Raw genomic sequence first — 15,474 nt, forward strand, 5'->3', positions numbered from 1 at the left:
GTAGTGGTCATCGTAGCCGCTCGGGCGGTGCCTCCCGTACACCGGACCGGACGGCCGGCGGCTCGCCGCCGAGGCGGGCGGCCACCCGGGCGGCCGTCGCGCTCGCCCGGGCGGTGGTGGTCGCGAGCCCCAGCAGGACGATCGCGCCGCCGAGGCCGACCAGGATCCACCAGCCGGCGCGGCTGGCCGTGGCGAAGCCGCTCGCCACCGGGCCGACCACGGCCGAGGTGACGACCGTGCCGATCACCGCCACGCCCAGCGACTGGCCGACCTGACGGCTGGTCGAGGCGACCGCGGCCGCCACACCCGCCTGGGCACGCGGCATGCCGGAGACCGCGGCGTTGGTGATCGGCGCGTTCACCATGCCGAAGCCGAAGCCGAACAGCGCGTACGCGACCAGCAGCAGCGCCGGCGGGGAGTCGGCGGAGAGCCGGGTGAGCAGCAGCCCGCTCGCGGCCAGCCCGAGGCCGGCCGCGACCAGTGGCAGGCGCGGGCCCCGGCTGCCGACGATCCGTCCGGACAGCGGCGCGCAGACCAGCATCATCCCGGCCATCGGCAGCGTCCACAGGCCGGCCTCGACCGGGCCGTAGTGCCGGACGTCCTGCAGGTAGAGGGTGTTGAGGAAGAGGAAGCCGCCGAGCGCGGCGAAGGCGCAGACCGCGGTGACGGTCGCCCCGGTGAACGGCGCGCTGGCGAAGAAGCGGGGATCCACCAGCGGCTCGGCCACCCGGCGCTCCCAGAGCGGGAAGGCGACCAGCGCGGAGACGGCGGCCGAGGCGAGGGCCAGGATCAGCGGGGAGGTCCAGCCGTGGCCGGGGCCCTCGATGATCGCGGCGGTGCCGCAGCCCAGCAGCACGATCATCAGCAGCTGCCCCACCGGATCCAGCCGACGCGGCCGCGGCGAGCGGGACTCCGGGACGTAACGGGCCGTCAGCGCGATGGCCGCCACCGCGACCGGGACGTTGATCAGGAAGATCGACGGCCAGCCCGCGCCGTCCACCAGGAAGCCGCCGAGCAGCGGGCCGAGTGCCATCGAGATGCCGACCACACCGCCCCAGACGCCGATCGCCTGCGCCCGCTCCCGGGGATCGGTGAAGGTGTTGGTGATGATCGACATCGCCACCGGGTTGAGCATCGAGCCGCCCACCGCCTGCAGCGCCCGGAACGCCACCAGCCACTCCAGGCTCGGCGCCAGGCTGCACAGCAGCGAGCCGAGCGCGAAGCAGACCAGTCCGGTCTGGAACACCCGGCGGCGGCCGAACCGGTCGGCCACCGAGCCGAACAGCATCAGCAACGAGGCCAGCACCAGGGTGTAGGCGTCGATGATCCACTGCAGCCCGGACGCCGGGGCGCGCAGGTCCCGCTGGATCGCGGGCAGGGCGATGTTCACCACGGTGTTGTCGAGACCGACGATGAACAGACTCAGACAGCAGATCGCCAGCACGAGCAGTCGGCGGCGGCGCCCGGTCGCGGGCTCGGACACGGCGGGGAGGGACAGGGCTTCGGGCACGGACCGATCCTCCCATCACGGCGCGCGGGCGGGGAGAGGGGCGGACCGTACGGGTGGCGGGCGGGCTCTGCCGGGGGCGGCGGGCAATGCGGGCGACGGGCGGAGGCGGGCGGTGCGGGCGGTGCGGGCGTCGGGCGGTGCGGGCGGCGGGCGGGCGGTCGTGGATCAGACGGCGGCGAAGCGGACCGTCCGGGTGGCCGGGTCGGCCTTCGTCAGCCGGACGTCGATCACCCGGCCGAGCGGCAGTCGACCGACGGCGGCGCCGTCCGCGGCCCCGTCCGCACCCCCGGCCGTCACGTCCGGGGCGTCGCATCGGGCCCGGACCGCCGGGTCGCGCAGCTGGACGGTGCCGGAGGCGGGCCGCTTCTCGTCCACGTCGATGACCACGGCGGAGAAGTCCTCGCCCTCCCGGCCCGCCAGCAGCTCCGCCTCCACCAGGTCCACGCAGGCACGCTCGACCTCTCCCGCCCGGCGGTCCCCGCTCGCCATCAGCGCCGGCACCTCCGGCAGCGCCTCGCGCGCCCAGTCCGGCACGTCCTCCCCCGCCGCCACCGCCGCGCACACCTCCTGCGCGAAGCGGTCGCCGAGCCGGCGCAGCGGCGCGGTGCAGTGCGCGTACGGGGCGGCGAGCGCGGCGTGTTCCGGCTCGGCGGGCGCGGACAGGCCGCGGGACGCGTCGAAGGCGCGGTACCCGGCGCCGCGCAGCAGGCCCGTACAGGCGTTGAGGAAGGCGGCGTTCAGCGGCACGTCGGGATCCAGCGAGCGGATCAGCTCCGGGTACGGGAGCGCCCGCGGCCAGTCCACGTCCAGCGCGGCGGCGATCCGGCGCAGCCGCTCGTAGGCACCGGCCGGCGCGGCGGGCAGCGTGCGCAGCAGGCCGACGCCGGCGTCCAGCATCAGCTCGGCCGCGGCCATGCCGGTGAGCAGCGAGATCTGGGCGTTCCAGCCGTCGGCGGGGCCGGGCGCGCGGAAGCCGAGGACGTACCCGTGCAGGGTCTCCTCGACCTCCTGCTCGGGCACCGGCAGGCTGATCCCGCCCCGGGCGCGCTCCTGCTCCTCGCGCAGCCGGCCGACGGTGGCGAGCAGGGCGAGCTGCTCGTCGGCGCCGCCGAGGTCCACCGCGCGCTCGACGGCGGCGTAGTCCAGGCGGCGGTGCGAGCGGACCAGGGCGCGGCGCAGGTCCGCGACGACCAGGGCGCCGTCGGCGTCCAGGTCCAGCTGCCAGAGCAGGGCGGGCCGGGGCTCGCCGGGCAGCAGGCTGGCGGCGTCCTCGGAGATCCGGGCCGGGTGCAGCGGGATCCGGTGGTCCGGGAAGTACAGGGTCTCGACCCGGCGGCGGGCCTCGGCGTCGATCGCGCCGCCCGGGCGGACGAAGGCGGCGACGTCGGCGATCGCGTAGAACACCCGGTAGCCGCCGCCGGCGCGGTGGGTGAGGTGCATGGCTTGGTCGAGGTCGCGCGAGCCGGGCGGGTCGACCGTGAACAGCGGCAGGTCGGTGGCGTCGTACTCGGGCAGCCGGGGGCGCTCGGCCACCTCCTCCGCCTCGGCCAACACCGCCTCCGGCCACTCGGTGTGGATCTCCAGGAGGGTGCGGAGTTCGGTCAGCTCGGTGTTGATCCGGGCGGAGTCGGCGGCCTTGACGCGCAGTTTTCGGCGAGGCATGGAGGCAGCGTAGGGCGAATCGGGTGATTCCGGACGGAGGCTCAGCGTCCCGTCCGGGATCGGCGCGGACCGGCGCGGACCGGCCCGGACCGGCCCGGGAGCTCCCGGGCCGGCGCTCCTCGCGGAAGGCCCGCCGCTGCCGGGGCCGCCTCCGCCCCGGCATCCGCTCCACCACGCACCCCCTCCACCGCCTCGCGGTTGCCCGCGAGGCGGCGGAGCGGGTGACGAAAGGGGTGGGCGGGGTCTGACGCCTGCGGAGGCGGGACGGGGGTCGGCGCGGGTGGGCCAGGGGTGGCCCCGGGGCGAACAATCGGGCGGGCGCGGTCGGCGGAGACGGGGGGCCGGCGCAACCGGGGCCGGGGGCGCCGCCGGGGTGCGAGCGGGCGGTGGGGGCGCGGTGGGGTGGGTGTAAGCGTTCGTAGGGTGGAAGCACGTGGCCGTGGGCGGAGGGGGTTCGGTGATGAGTGGTGCGGTGCGGGTGGCCGGGGCCGTGGTGGCGGGGGCGTTGGGGGCGACCGGGGCGCTGCACGCGGTGTGGGCGGTGACGCCGTGGCCGTTGAAGACGCCGGAGGAGTTCGCGGACGTCGTGGTGGGGGCGGGCGAGGGGGTGCCGCCGGCGGCGGCGTGCGTCGCGGTGGCCGGGCTGCTGGGGACGGCCGCGTACCTGGTGGGGGCGGAGGCCGGGGTGCTGCCCGAGGCGGGGCCGGAGCGCTTGCGGCGGGCCGGGGTGCGGACGGTGGCCGGGGTGATGCTGGCGCGCGGGGTGGGCGGTCTGGCGCTGTTCGGCGGGGTGCTGGAGCGCTCGGAGCGGTTCCGGCGGATGGACCGCCGGTACTACTCGCCCCTCTGTCTGGCGTTGGGAGCCGGAGCGGCCGCAGTAGGGTGGCGGGGTTCGTCCGCCACAAACTGTTGAGGAGTCCGCTGTGCTGGTGCTGTTGCCGCCCTCGGAGGGCAAGGCCGGGTCCGGGGACGGCGGGCCGGTGGCGCTGGACCGGCTGTCGCTGCCCGGGCTGACGGCGGCGCGCGGGGCGGTGCTGGACGCGCTGGTGGGCCTCTGCCGGGGTGACGAGGACGCCGCCGCCGAGGTGCTGGGCCTCTCCCCGGGGCTGCGCGGCGAGATCGCCAAGAACGCGGGGCTGCCGACCGCCGGTGCCCGTCCGGCGGGCGAGGTGTACACCGGGGTGCTGTTCGACAACCTCGGCCTGGCCACCCTGGACCCCGCCGCGTACGACCGGGCCGAGCGTTCGCTGCTGGTCTTCTCCGGCCTCTGGGGCGCGGTGCGGATCTCCGACCGGATCCCGTCCTACCGCTGCTCGATGGGCGTCAAGCTGCCCGGGCTGGGGGCGCTCGGGGCGTACTGGCGGAGCGCGATGACCGCCGTGCTCCCCGAGGTGGCGGACGGGCTGGTGCTGGACCTGCGCAGCTCCGCGTACGCGGCGGCCTGGAAGGCGTCCGGCGAGGTGGCCTCCCGTACGGCGACCGTCCGGGTGCTGCAGGAGCGGAACGGCAAGCGCACCGTGGTCAGCCACTTCAACAAGGCGACCAAGGGCCGCCTCGTCCGGGACCTGCTGCTCGCCGGGGCCGAGCCGAAGACCCCCGGCGAGCTGATGGACGCGCTGCTGGAGCTGGGCCACCGGGTGGAGCCGGCCGCCGAGGGCACGGCCCGCAAGCCGTGGCAGCTGGACGTGGTGGTCACCGAGGTGCACTGAGCGCACCCCGGTGTCCGGTCAGCGCAGGTGCGAGGTGTCGTTGAGCAGCCGCAGCGAGGCGTTGCCGTCCGCGTAGTACTGGACGGCGCAGATCGCGGCGGCGCTCAGCTCCATCCGGTACATCGAGTCCGGCGGGGCGCCGAGCGCCAGCCGGACCAGGGTCTTGATCGGGCTGACGTGCGAGACGACCAGCACGGTCTTCCCCGCGTAGCGGGCGATGATCTTGTCCCGGGCGACGCCGGCCCGGTGGGTGAGCGTGGTGAAGCTCTCGGTGCTGCCGGTCGGCTTGGCCTTGGCGGAGCCGAGCCAGGCCGCCAGGTCCTCCGGGTGGCGCTCCTGCACCTCGGCGAAGGTCAGCCCCTCCCAGTCGCCGAAGTCGACCTCGCGCAGCCCGTCCTCGTACCGGACCTCCAGGCCGAGCCGGGCGGCGACGGTCTCGGCGGTCTGCCGGGTGCGGCGCATCGGGGAGGCGACCACGGCCTGGATGCTGCCGCGCGCGGCGAGCGCCTCGGCGGCCCGCTCGGCCTGCCAGCGGCCCTTGTCGGAGAGCTCCGGGTCGCTGCCGCCGCTGCCGGAGAACCGCTTCTCCGGGGTGAGCGGGGTCTCGCCGTGGCGCAGCAGGACGAAGGTGGTCGGGGTGCCGAGGTCGGCGGGCGCGGCCCAGCCGGCCTTGGGGGCGGGAGTCCGCAGCGGCGGCTCCTCGACGGCGGAGGCGGCGGCCGGGGCCTTCGGCTTGGGCTCCCACTGGCGCCCGGCCTTGCCCGCGTCCATCGCCTCGTTGGCCAGCCGGTCGGCGTCCTTGTTCCGCTCGCGCGGGATCCAGGTGTACGTGACCCGGCCGCGCGGGAAGACGGTCCGCGCCTCGGCGGCGAGCGGCTGCATGTCGGGGTGCTTGATCTTCCAGCGCCCGGACATCTGCTCGACGACCAGCTTGGAGTCCATCCGGACGTCCACCGAGGCGTCCGGGTCGAGCCCGCGGGCCGCCTTGAGCCCGGCGATCAGGCCCTTGTACTCGGCCACGTTGTTGGTGGCGTGACCGATGAACTCGGCGGCCTCGGCGACGATCTGCCCGGTGTCCCCGTCACGGACCACCGCGCCGTAGCCGGCCGGCCCCGGGTTGCCCCGGGACCCGCCGTCCGCCTCGACGATGAAGCGCGCCGCCACCGGCTCAGACGCCCGAGTCGGCGGTGCGGACCAGGATCCGCGAGCAGTTCTCGCAGCGGACCACCTTGTCGGCCGGCTCGGCCTTGATGGCGTTCAGCTCGGTGATCGAGAACTCGGTGCGGCAGCCCTCGCAGCGGCGCTGGTAGAGGCGGGCCGCGCCGACCCCGCCCTGCGTCTCGCGCAGCTTGGTGTAGAGCTTCAGCAGGTCGGCCGGGATGACGGCGGCGACGGTCTCGCGGTCGCGCTTGACCTTCTCGGCCTCGGCGTCGATCTCGGCGAAGGCGGCGTCGCGGCGGGCCTCGGCCTCGGTGAGGACGACGGTGGAGTGCTCCAGGCGGGCGGACAGCTCCTCGACCCGGGTGTTGGCGCTCTCCTGGCGCTCCATGATCTCCAGCACGACCTCCTCGAGGTCGGCCTGGCGCTTGGCGAGCGAGCCGATCTCGTGCTGGAGGTTCTCCAGGTCCTTCGGCGAGGTGATCGCGCCGGAGTCCAGGCGCTGCTGGTTGCGGGCGGCACGGGTGACGACCTGCTCGACGTCCTGCTCGGCCTTGGTCAGCTCACGGGCGGTGTCGCCCTTCTGGGCCTCGGCGGCGACGACGAGGTCCTTGAGCGCGGTGTGGTCGGCGGAGACCCGGTCGATCTCGGCGTGCTCGGGCAGCGTCCGGCGCCGGTGGGCCAGCTGGTCGAGCTTCGAGTCGATGGCCTGGAGGTCGAGCAGGCGGTTCTGGTCGGCGGGCGCGGCGTTCAAGCGGAGAGCTCCTGTGAATCGGGTCAGGCGGTGAAGGACATGGGGGCGTGCGCGGTCCACGGGTCGGTGACCCGGTGGGAGACCTTGGTCTCCACGGTCCAGCCGCACGTGTCGGCGGCGGACTGCAGGGCGCGCTCGGCCAGGCCGAGCCAGGGCCACTCGGTGGCCCAGTGGGCGGCGTCGATCAGCGCGACGGGCGCCGCCTCGGCGGCCTCGGAGGCCGGGTGGTGGCGCAGGTCGGCGGTCACGTAGGCGTCCACGCCGGCCGCCCGGACGTCGGCGAGGAAGCTGTCGCCCGAGCCGCCGCACACCGCGACCCGGCTGACCAGCCGGTTCGGGTCGCCCGCGACGCGGACGCCGGCGGCGGTGGCGGGCAGGCCCTTGGCGACCTGCGCGGCGAACGCGGACAGCGTCAGCGGGGGCTCCAGCAGGCCGATCCGGCCGCTGCCGCGGCGGCCCAGGGGGTCGGTCGGGTCCGGCACGAGCGGACCGGTCACCCGCAGACCCACGGCCTCGGCGAGCGCGTCCGAGACGCCCGGGTCGGCGTGGTCGGCGTTGGTGTGGGCGACGTGCAGGGCGATGCCGTTGGTGATCAGCGTGTGCACCACCCGGCCCTTGAAGGTGGTGGCGGCGACGCCGGTGGTGCCGCGCAGGTAGAGGGGGTGGTGGGTGACCACCAGGTCGGCGCCCCACTCCACGGCCTCCTCGACGACCGCCTGCACGGGGTCGACGGCGAAGAGCACGCGGTTGACCTCGGCCTGAGGGTCTCCGCAGACCAGGCCGACGGCGTCCCAGGACTCCGCCCACTGCGGGGGGTAGACCTCTTCGAGCGCGGTGATGACGTCGGACAGTTTCGGCACCTGTCGAGACTACCGTGCGCGCGGGGGCGGTCGGGCCTCGGCCGTTCGCCGCACGGGTCGGCGGAGCGGTCGGCGCGGCCCGCCGCGACCCGGCACGGCCGTTCGGACGGGGGTGCCGCGGGCGTACGGATGCGCGTCAACCTGCGGCGGAGTCGTGCGGGGCGGCTCGCGCGGGCCGCGCGCTCCGGTGCGCCCGGCGCCCGTCACTCACAGCAGGGTTCTCGTACGCATTCGAAACCGCTCTTGGATCACCCTTACGGGTGAAGTGACCGGCCCGGCGTTGAGGCTTCGGTTTTCTCGAAACTAACTTCATTCCTGCGAACGGGAGTTGCCCCACCGGTAGCCCCGCGTGCGGGCGGCACGGCGTGGGCGCGGGCCCGCCGGACCGGAGCGGCCCGGGCCCCGGACGGGGCGCGACAGGAAACCGATCAGGCCGGGCCGGACGCCCGGGTGCCGGAGCAGTGGGCACCCGGAGGCGGCGGCCGAGACGAAGGGATGTGGCGGCGGATGGGGGCGGGCACATCGCTGCGTACGGCCGGGGACAGGGGACCGGTGGGGCGCGGACCGGATGCGGCCGGTTCGTGGCCGGAGACGACGCGGGCGGCACTGGCCGGCGCCGGCGACCGGGGAGGCCGCGGTGGCTGGGACGTCACCGTCGGTGGTTTCTGGTGCACGGCCAGGCCGTCCGTGTCCTCGACGCTGCCCGAGCAGGGCTGGAAGCTCCATGTGAGCGCGGCGTCGGTGGTGGGCGAGCAGGTGCTCTCGGCCGTCGTCCGGGTGCTCGCCGAGGACCCGTGCAGCTTCAGGTTCGCCGCGGCGCAGGAGCGGCTGCGGGAGCTCAACTCCCGCAACAGCGAACGCGGTTCGGCGGGCAAGTTCATCACCGTCTACCCGCTGGACGACGCGCAGTTCCAGCGGCTGGCGGCCGAGCTCGACCGAGCCACCGCCGGACTGCCGGGGCCGGTGGTGCTCGCCGACCGGCCGTACCGGCCCGGGAGCCGGGTGCACTACCGGTACGGCGCCTTCGCGCTGCCGGCGGAGCTGGGCAACGACGGGGAGTACCGGTCGGTGCTGCGCGGGCCTGGCGGGGAGCGGGCCGAGGACCTGCGCGGGGGGTCGTACCGGGCGCCGGGGTGGGCGCGGGATCCGCTGCGGGGCGGGGTGGGGTCGGTCCCCGGTTCGGGCTCCGGTACCGGTTCGGGATCCGCTGCGGTCCCGGTCCCGGGCGCCGGCGCGGGACCGGCCTCGGCTTCGGCTTCGGGGCGGCGGAAGGGTGGGGTGCTGCTGGCCGGACGGTACGCGGTGACCGCCGCCGTGCGGCACGGCGCCAAGGGCGGGGTGTTCCTCGGGCGGGAGGCGTCGAGTGGCGCCGAGGTCGTGGTCAAGCAGGCCCGGGCGCACATCGAGGTCGACCGGGCCGGCACCGACGCCCGGGACGCGCTGCGGCACGAGGCCGCGCTGCTCGACCGGCTGAGCGGACAGGACCTGGCGCCACGCGCCCTCGAAGTGATCGAACAGGACGACTCCGTCTTCCTGGTGCAGGAACGAATCGCCGGACAGCCGCTGGGCAGCTGGGTCGCCGCCCGGCTGCGGCGCGACGGCCGCCCCGACGTCGACTGGGCCGAGGCCGGACCGCTCTCACACGCCCTCCTCGACCTGGTCGAGCGGGTGCACGCCCAGGGACTGGTGCTGCGCGACCTCTCCCCCGGCAACGTCATGGTCCGCCCGGACGGCACCCTGCGGCTGGTCGACCTCGAACTCGCCGCCGAGGCCGGCCGGGCCGCCGGATCCGCCGGCACCCCCGGCTACCGCGCCCCCGAGCACGGGCCGGGCCGGCTCTCCGCCGCGGGCAGCTGCGTCGCCGACCCGGCCGCCGACCTGTACGCCCTCGGCGGCCTGCTCTTCCTGCTGGCCACCGGCCACGACCCGCTGCTGCCCGAGGACCTCCCGCAGGCCCGCCCGGTCGCCGAGCGCCTCGGCCGCTGGCTCGCCCTCGCGGCGCGGTGCGGGACGACGGCGGGCCGACTGGCACCGGCGATACTCGGGCTGCGCGCCGAGGCGCCGGAGCAGCGGTGGGCGATCGCACGGGTGCGGGAGGTCCTGCGGGCGGACGCGGAGCCGCCGGGCGGCGCCGCGCGACCCGCCGTCGTCACCCCTCTCTGGCACGCCCCCGCCCGCCGGGGCGCGGAGGTGGGGGCCGCTCCACCGGGGGCCGCTCGACCGAGGGCCGCACGGTCGGAGGCCGGACCGGACACCGCGAGCGACGACGCCCCGCTCCTCGACCGCCCGCTGCTCGACCGCCTGCTGCACGACGGCCTGCGGCACCTCGCCGCCACCGCCACGCCGGAGCGGCGGGACCGGCTGTGGCCGGTGGTGCCCGCCGGCGAGCGGACCGATCCGTGCAACGTGCAGCACGGCGCCGCCGGGGTGCTGGCCGTGCTGGCGCGGGCGGCCACCACCGAGCGGCTGCCCGACGACGTGCGGGAGCGGGCCGCGCGCACCGCCCGGACCGCCGCCGACTGGATCGAGCGGCGCGTCGCCGCCGAACCGGTGGTGCTGCCCGGGCTGCACTTCGGACGGTCGGGGACGGCCTGGGCACTGCTGGACGCCGCCCGCGCGCTGGGCGACGCCGCACTGGCCGACCGGGCCGCCGGGCTCACCCGCCGGATCCCCGTCCGGTGGCCCAACCCCGACGTCTGCCACGGCGCGGCCGGCGCCGGGCTCACCCGGCTCCGCTTCGCCGCCGACGAATTCGACGGCACGGAGTTCCTCGACCGGGCCGAGCACGGCGCCCGCGCCCTGCTCGCCGCCGCCCGCCGCGAGCCGTACGGGACGGTCTGGCCGGTGCCGGAGGACTTCGACTCGGCGCTCGCCGGGATCACCCACCTCGGCTTCGCCCACGGCGTGGCCGGCGTGGGCGCCTTCCTGCTGGCCACCGCCGGGGCGACCGGTGACCGGGCCCTGCTCTCCGGGGCCGCCGAGGCCGGGCACACGCTCGCCGCGACCGTGCGGTGGGGCGCCGCACGGCACGGCGGCGCCACCGCCTGGTGGCCACGGAGCGCGGGCGACCCGGAGCACATCCGGCTCGCCCACTGGTGCAGCGGCTCCTCCGGTGCCGGCAGCTTCCTGCTGCGGCTCTGGCGCGCCACCGGCGACGCCGAAGCGCTCGGCCTGGCCCGCGCCGCCGGCCGCGCCGTGCTGGCCGGCCGCTGGCACGGCGGGGCGAGCGCCTGCTACGGACTGGCCGGCGACGGCGAGTACCTGCTGGACCTCGCCGAGGCCACCGGTGAGCCCGGATTCCGCACCGGCGCCGCGCAGGTGGCCGCCCTCCTCGCCACCCGCGCGGCCCTGCGCGACGGACTCCTGGTACTCCCGGACGAGACCGGCACCGGCTGCGCCCCCGCCTACGGCACCGGCACGGCAGGCCCGTTGGCCTTCCTGCTGCGGCTGCGCCACGGCGGCCCCCGGCTCTGGCTGGACCCGGTACCGCCCTCGGTACGCCGTCTCCCTTCCCCATCGAGCGGGGTGAGCGGGTCGTGAACGTGGCCACCCGGACCGTGACGCAGGCGCTGCGCCGGCTGAGCTTCACCTTCGCCGCCGACGGCAGCCACGCCGCCTGCCTGGCCGCCTCCGCCGACAGCGGCTGGTACGTGGAGAGTTGGCGGCTGCCACAGAACGGCGCCCCGGCCACGCCGCTCGCGCTGCCGCTGTCCGGCAACCGCTCGGAGAGCCTGCGCTCGCAGCTGGTCGCCCTGCCGGACGGCTCGGTGCTGGTCTGCCGGCACGACGGCGAGCGGCACGACCTGGTCCGCCTCGCGCCCGGGCCGTACGGATCGGGCGGCGCGGGCGGCACGGGCGGCGCGGGCGGCGCGGGCGGGCTGTACGGCGTCGGCGGTGCGGGCGGTCCGTACGGCGCGCCCGAGTCGTCCGCCCCGCACGGCGGAACCGCCGCCGTGGAGCAGCCGTTGGGCTCCCTGCGGATGCCCGGGCTGCGTCTGCTGCCGCTCCCGGTGCCGGAGCGCGTGGGCCCCCGGACCCCGGTGGCGGTCGCGCTCGGCACCGACACCCGCCCGGCGACCACGGCCTGGCTGGTCCGGGCGGACGGCAGCGAGCCCGAACGGGTGGCCGAGATCCCGGGCCTGCACGGCGGCGGGGCCTGGCTGGACCGCGCGGGCGCCCTGCTCGCCCTGGACCGGGTGACCGCGGGCCTGGTCCGCAGCGTGGTGCTCGACCTGCGCAGCGGCACCGCCACCCCGCTGCTGGAGATCGGCGAGCACAGCAACGACCGTCTGGTGCTCTTCGACCCGGACAGCCGGTTCGCCGTGGTGCGCAGCGACGCGCCCGGCACCGACCGGCTCGGCTGGGGCGTCCTCGGCGGTGGCGAGCCGTTGCGGTTCCCGGAGTGCCTGCACGTGGCGGGCATGTTCCTGCGGCCGGTCGCGCTGCGGCAGGGAGCCGACGGCCCCCGGGTCGCGGTGCAGATCGACCACGGCGCCGGGTCGGCGCTCGCCCTGTGGCGACCGTCCGCCGGGCGGCTGGACCCGCTGCCGGTGCCGCCCGGGCGGCTCGGCGCGGTCGGGCACTGGGACGCCGCCGGCCTGCGGATGCCCTACTCCTCGCCCGACCACCCGGCGGCGCTGGCCACCCTGGACGTGGACGCGCTGCTGGCGCACGGCCCGCTGCCGGCCGAGGCCGCCCCGATGCCCCTGCCGCTCCAACTCGCGCCGCTCGCCTCCGGATTGCCCGGCCCCTGGCGGGACACCGTCCTGCCCTGGCACCCCGGTGGGGTGCGCCCGGTCCGGACCCCGCCGTCCGGCTGGCGACTGGACGGCAGCACCCCGCCCGGCGAGGGCGGCCGCTGGAAGTCCGCGCAGAGCCTCGAACTCGCGGGCCCGGCCGGCCCGTTGGAAGCGGTGGTGTACGGCGGCGATGCCTGGCTGAGCAGCCCGCACCTGGTGCTGGCGCTGCACGGCGGCCCGGCCGACGCCTGGCGGCTGGAGTTCGACCCGGCCCTGCAGCGGATGGCCGCCGAGGGGCTGGCCGTGGTCGCGCCCAACCAGCGCGGCTCCACCGGCTACGGCGTGGCGCACGCACTGGCCATCCGCGGCGCCTGGGGCGGCCCCGACCTGGACGACGTGCTCTACCTGCTGGACGGCATCGCCGGGCAGCGGGCGGCACTCGGCCTGGAGCCGCCCGCACTCTTCGGGGTCAGCTACGGCGCGTTCCTGGCCCTGCTCGCGGCCGCGCACGCGCCGGCCGACCAGGTCGCCCGCTGCGCGGTGGTCGCCCCCTTCCTGTCCGGCGCCCGGCTGCTGGCCGAAGCGGCGCCCCCCGTAAGGGCGTTGACCACCCGGCTGGGCGGCGGCGAACCGATCGCCGACGCCCGCGGGCCGCGCGACGTCCTGCAGCTGGCACACCGGCTCAGCGCCCCGCTGCTGGTGGTGCACGGCAACCGGGACGAGGTCGTGCCGGTCAGCCAATCCCGTTCGCTGCGGCACGAGTTGCTGCGGATCGGCCGGATCGAGGGCGAGGACTTCCGCTACGTCGAGGCGGCCGGGTCCGGCCACGAGGTGCTCGCCGAGGAGGGCGCCGCGGTGCTCCACGAACTGCTGGCCGCGTTCCTGCGCACCGGCCGGCCCGGTTGAGCGGACCGCCCACCCCGGCCCCGCGTCCCCCGCGTCCCCCGCGTCCCCCGCGGACGCCGGGCCGAGCGGACCGAACGCCCGCGGCACCTTTCCCGGACTCCCGGGCCCGACACGGCCCGGGGCACCGACCCGGAGGCGGTGGACGGTGGACGGAGGCCGCCCGGGGTGCGGCACCCGGTGTCCGCCCCTCGCGCTCGGCCGCGCCCCTCGGTGGTGGGGGTCTCGCCCCGGGACCGTGGCCCTGCGGGGCGTGGCGGAGGTGGTGGCACGCCTCGGCGGGCCGGCGGCCGCGCTCCTCGATCCGAGTGAACTCTCCGCTGGTGAGCTCCGGTTGTCGGCGCCGCTGCGGACACGCCGTTCGCACCCCGGACCGGCGCGGGGCTCGCGTCATGATCTCGATAGGATCTCGTCCGTTCCGGCCGTTATGGTGGCCGGGGCACGGGCCGCGATCACCGGCTACGGGCGCGTACCGAGCGCCCGATCGGGGACCCAGCCGAGCGCCACCGGCGCCGGACGGGCGCCGATGACCTGCACCCTCCGCACGGAAAAGACGATTTCTCATGTCCGACACCCTCACCGACACCACCGGACCCGCGATCACCGGGACCGACGCCGACGAGAAGACGGCCGGGGACAGCGCGCACGGCCGTCACCGCGGCCGGTCCGCCGCCGACGACAGCCCGGAAGCCGACCCGCACGGCCGCCACCGCGCGGCCGCGGCGCAGGGCTGATCCGACCGCGCGAACACCGCGGACGTCGCGAACGCACACGAGGGCCCGCCGAGGGGAGCAGCACTCCCCCGGCGGGCCCTCGGCGTTCGTGCCGGGGCGTCGGCCCGGCCCTCAGTCCATCGTCACGACGGTCCGCAGCGCCTCGCCGCTGCGCATCTGCGCGATCGCGTCGTTGACGTCCGCCAGGCCCACCCGGTGGGTGATCATGCCGTCGAGGTCGATCCGCCCGGCCCGCCAGAGGTCCACGACGAGCGCGATCGTGCGGCCGACCGTCGCCCCGCCGTAGAGCGAGGGCAGCAGGCGCTTCTCGTTGAAGAACAGCTCGCCCATGGTGAACTGCGCGAGGTCGTCCTGCGCGCCCGCGCCGATGACGACCACGGCGCCGCCGCGGCGGGCCGCGTCGTAGCCGGCCCGGACGGTGGCGGCGCGGCCGACGGCCTCGAAGACGTAGTCGAAGCCGCCGCCGGGCACCTTCTTGGCGACGGCCTTCAGCTCCTCGGGGGCGATCGCCTCGGTGGCGCCGAAGGCGAGGGCGCGCTCGCGGCGGGAGGCGACCGGGTCGACGACGGTGATCCGGCCGGCTCCGCAGACCCGGGCGCCCTGCACGGTGGCGATGCCGACGCCGCCCGCGCCGATCACGGCGACGGAGGCACCGGGCTCGACCTCGGCGGTGTTGACCGCGGCGCCGATGCCGGTGGTGACGCCGCAGCCGATCAGTGCGGCGACCTCGTACGGGAGGTCGGCGGGCACCTTGATGAGGGCGTCGGCGGGGACCACCACCTCCTCGGCGAAGGCGCCGGTGCCGTAGAAGCCGGAGGCGGTCACCCCGCCTTCCTCGATCCGGAAGCCGGGGGCGCCGAGCCGGCGGAGGCTGGCGATGCAGAGGTGTCCGCGGTCCCGTACGCAGTGGTCGCAGCGCCCGCAGGGGGCCATCCAGCAGAGCACCACGCGATCGCCGACGGCGAAGCCGGTCACGTCCTCGCCGACCTCCACCACGTCACCGGCGCCCTCGTGGCCCGGGACGAACGGAGCGGGCTGGGGCAGGACGCCGCTCATCGCGGAGAGGTCGGAGTGGCAGAGGCTGGCGGCGCGCATCCGGACCCGGACGCTGCCGCTCCCGAAGCCGACCGCGGTCACGTCGGGCCGGACGTCGAGGGTGTCCTGGCCGGTCTTGTGCAGGACGGCTGCGCGCATGTGCTGCTCCCTGTGGGCATCGTGTGACGCGGAGTGGATCCTCGGACGGGCCGATTCTGGCATGGCCCCCGCAGGGTCGATAGAACGGGTTCCACACGGCGGGGCACACGGCCCGCCGTCCGATCCGCCCCGATTCCCCCGGTCTCCCGGGGCCGCCCGCACCCCCCGCCGCTACCGTCGAGTAGGGTCCCCAGCACGTCCGTCCACGACACTCGACCCGACCGGCCCGATGCGGCCCGGTCCGGCCCGAC

Annotated in this window: 11 protein-coding genes; 5 read left to right on the forward strand and 6 right to left on the reverse strand. The window is 76.6% G+C overall.

Annotated elements, in window-relative coordinates:
* Window positions 1-7 precede the first annotated feature (7 nt).
* Window positions 8-1,510 (reverse strand): MFS transporter, encoded by a 1,503-nt coding sequence (locus ACIRD3_RS30670; protein ID WP_402223124.1) that lies wholly within the window; start codon window positions 1,508-1,510, stop codon window positions 8-10.
* A 165-nt stretch (window positions 1,511-1,675) separates the two neighbouring features.
* Entirely contained in the window at window positions 1,676-3,172 is a 1,497-nt protein-coding gene (locus ACIRD3_RS30675; RefSeq protein WP_402223126.1) for an RNB domain-containing ribonuclease, read from the reverse strand.
* A gap of 460 nt (window positions 3,173-3,632) precedes the next feature.
* On the opposite strand from ACIRD3_RS30675, the gene ACIRD3_RS30680 reads away from it, so the two are divergent.
* On the forward strand, window positions 3,633-4,085 hold the full coding sequence (locus ACIRD3_RS30680) for a DUF3995 domain-containing protein (protein WP_402223128.1): 453 nt from the start codon (window positions 3,633-3,635) through the stop codon (window positions 4,083-4,085).
* A 10-nt stretch (window positions 4,086-4,095) separates the two neighbouring features.
* Window positions 4,096-4,881, forward strand: a complete 786-nt coding sequence (gene yaaA / locus ACIRD3_RS30685; RefSeq protein ID WP_402223129.1) for a peroxide stress protein YaaA — start codon at window positions 4,096-4,098, stop codon at window positions 4,879-4,881.
* Window positions 4,882-4,899: 18 nt separating this feature from the next.
* Here the strand turns inward: yaaA and ACIRD3_RS30690 are convergent, their stop codons facing one another.
* The 3 genes from ACIRD3_RS30690 to ACIRD3_RS30700 are packed head-to-tail and all read right to left on the reverse strand — an operon-like array spanning window position 4,900 to window position 7,653.
* Complete coding sequence (locus ACIRD3_RS30690; protein ID WP_402223130.1) at window positions 4,900-6,045, reverse strand: bifunctional RNase H/acid phosphatase; 1,146 nt, start codon at window positions 6,043-6,045, stop codon at window positions 4,900-4,902.
* Between the two features lie 4 nt (window positions 6,046-6,049).
* Complete coding sequence (locus ACIRD3_RS30695; protein WP_402223132.1) at window positions 6,050-6,793, reverse strand: zinc ribbon domain-containing protein; 744 nt, start codon at window positions 6,791-6,793, stop codon at window positions 6,050-6,052.
* 23 nt (window positions 6,794-6,816) lie between these two features.
* Entirely contained in the window at window positions 6,817-7,653 is an 837-nt protein-coding gene (locus ACIRD3_RS30700; RefSeq protein WP_402223134.1) for a Nif3-like dinuclear metal center hexameric protein, read from the reverse strand.
* Between the two features lie 507 nt (window positions 7,654-8,160).
* Here ACIRD3_RS30700 and lanL point away from each other — a divergent pair.
* From lanL to ACIRD3_RS30715, 3 genes are all read left to right on the forward strand, one after another.
* Window positions 8,161-11,193 carry a class IV lanthionine synthetase LanL gene (gene lanL, locus ACIRD3_RS30705; protein WP_402223136.1) on the forward strand — a complete coding sequence of 1,011 codons (3,033 nt, stop codon included), beginning with the start codon at window positions 8,161-8,163 and terminating at the stop codon, window positions 11,191-11,193.
* Window positions 11,190-13,298 carry an alpha/beta fold hydrolase gene (locus ACIRD3_RS30710; protein ID WP_402223137.1) on the forward strand — a complete coding sequence of 703 codons (2,109 nt, stop codon included), beginning with the start codon at window positions 11,190-11,192 and terminating at the stop codon, window positions 13,296-13,298. Before lanL ends, ACIRD3_RS30710 begins: the two co-directional genes overlap by 4 nt.
* Before the next feature lie 560 nt (window positions 13,299-13,858).
* Complete coding sequence (locus ACIRD3_RS30715; protein ID WP_402223139.1) at window positions 13,859-14,029, forward strand: hypothetical protein; 171 nt, start codon at window positions 13,859-13,861, stop codon at window positions 14,027-14,029.
* Between the two features lie 111 nt (window positions 14,030-14,140).
* Here the strand turns inward: ACIRD3_RS30715 and ACIRD3_RS30720 are convergent, their stop codons facing one another.
* Window positions 14,141-15,223 (reverse strand): alcohol dehydrogenase catalytic domain-containing protein, encoded by a 1,083-nt coding sequence (locus ACIRD3_RS30720; protein WP_402223141.1) that lies wholly within the window; start codon window positions 15,221-15,223, stop codon window positions 14,141-14,143.
* Window positions 15,224-15,474: the final 251 nt, after the last annotated feature.

Source organism: Kitasatospora sp. NPDC093550 (assembly GCF_044764985.1).
Classification (GTDB): Bacteria; Actinomycetota; Actinomycetes; order Streptomycetales; family Streptomycetaceae; genus Kitasatospora.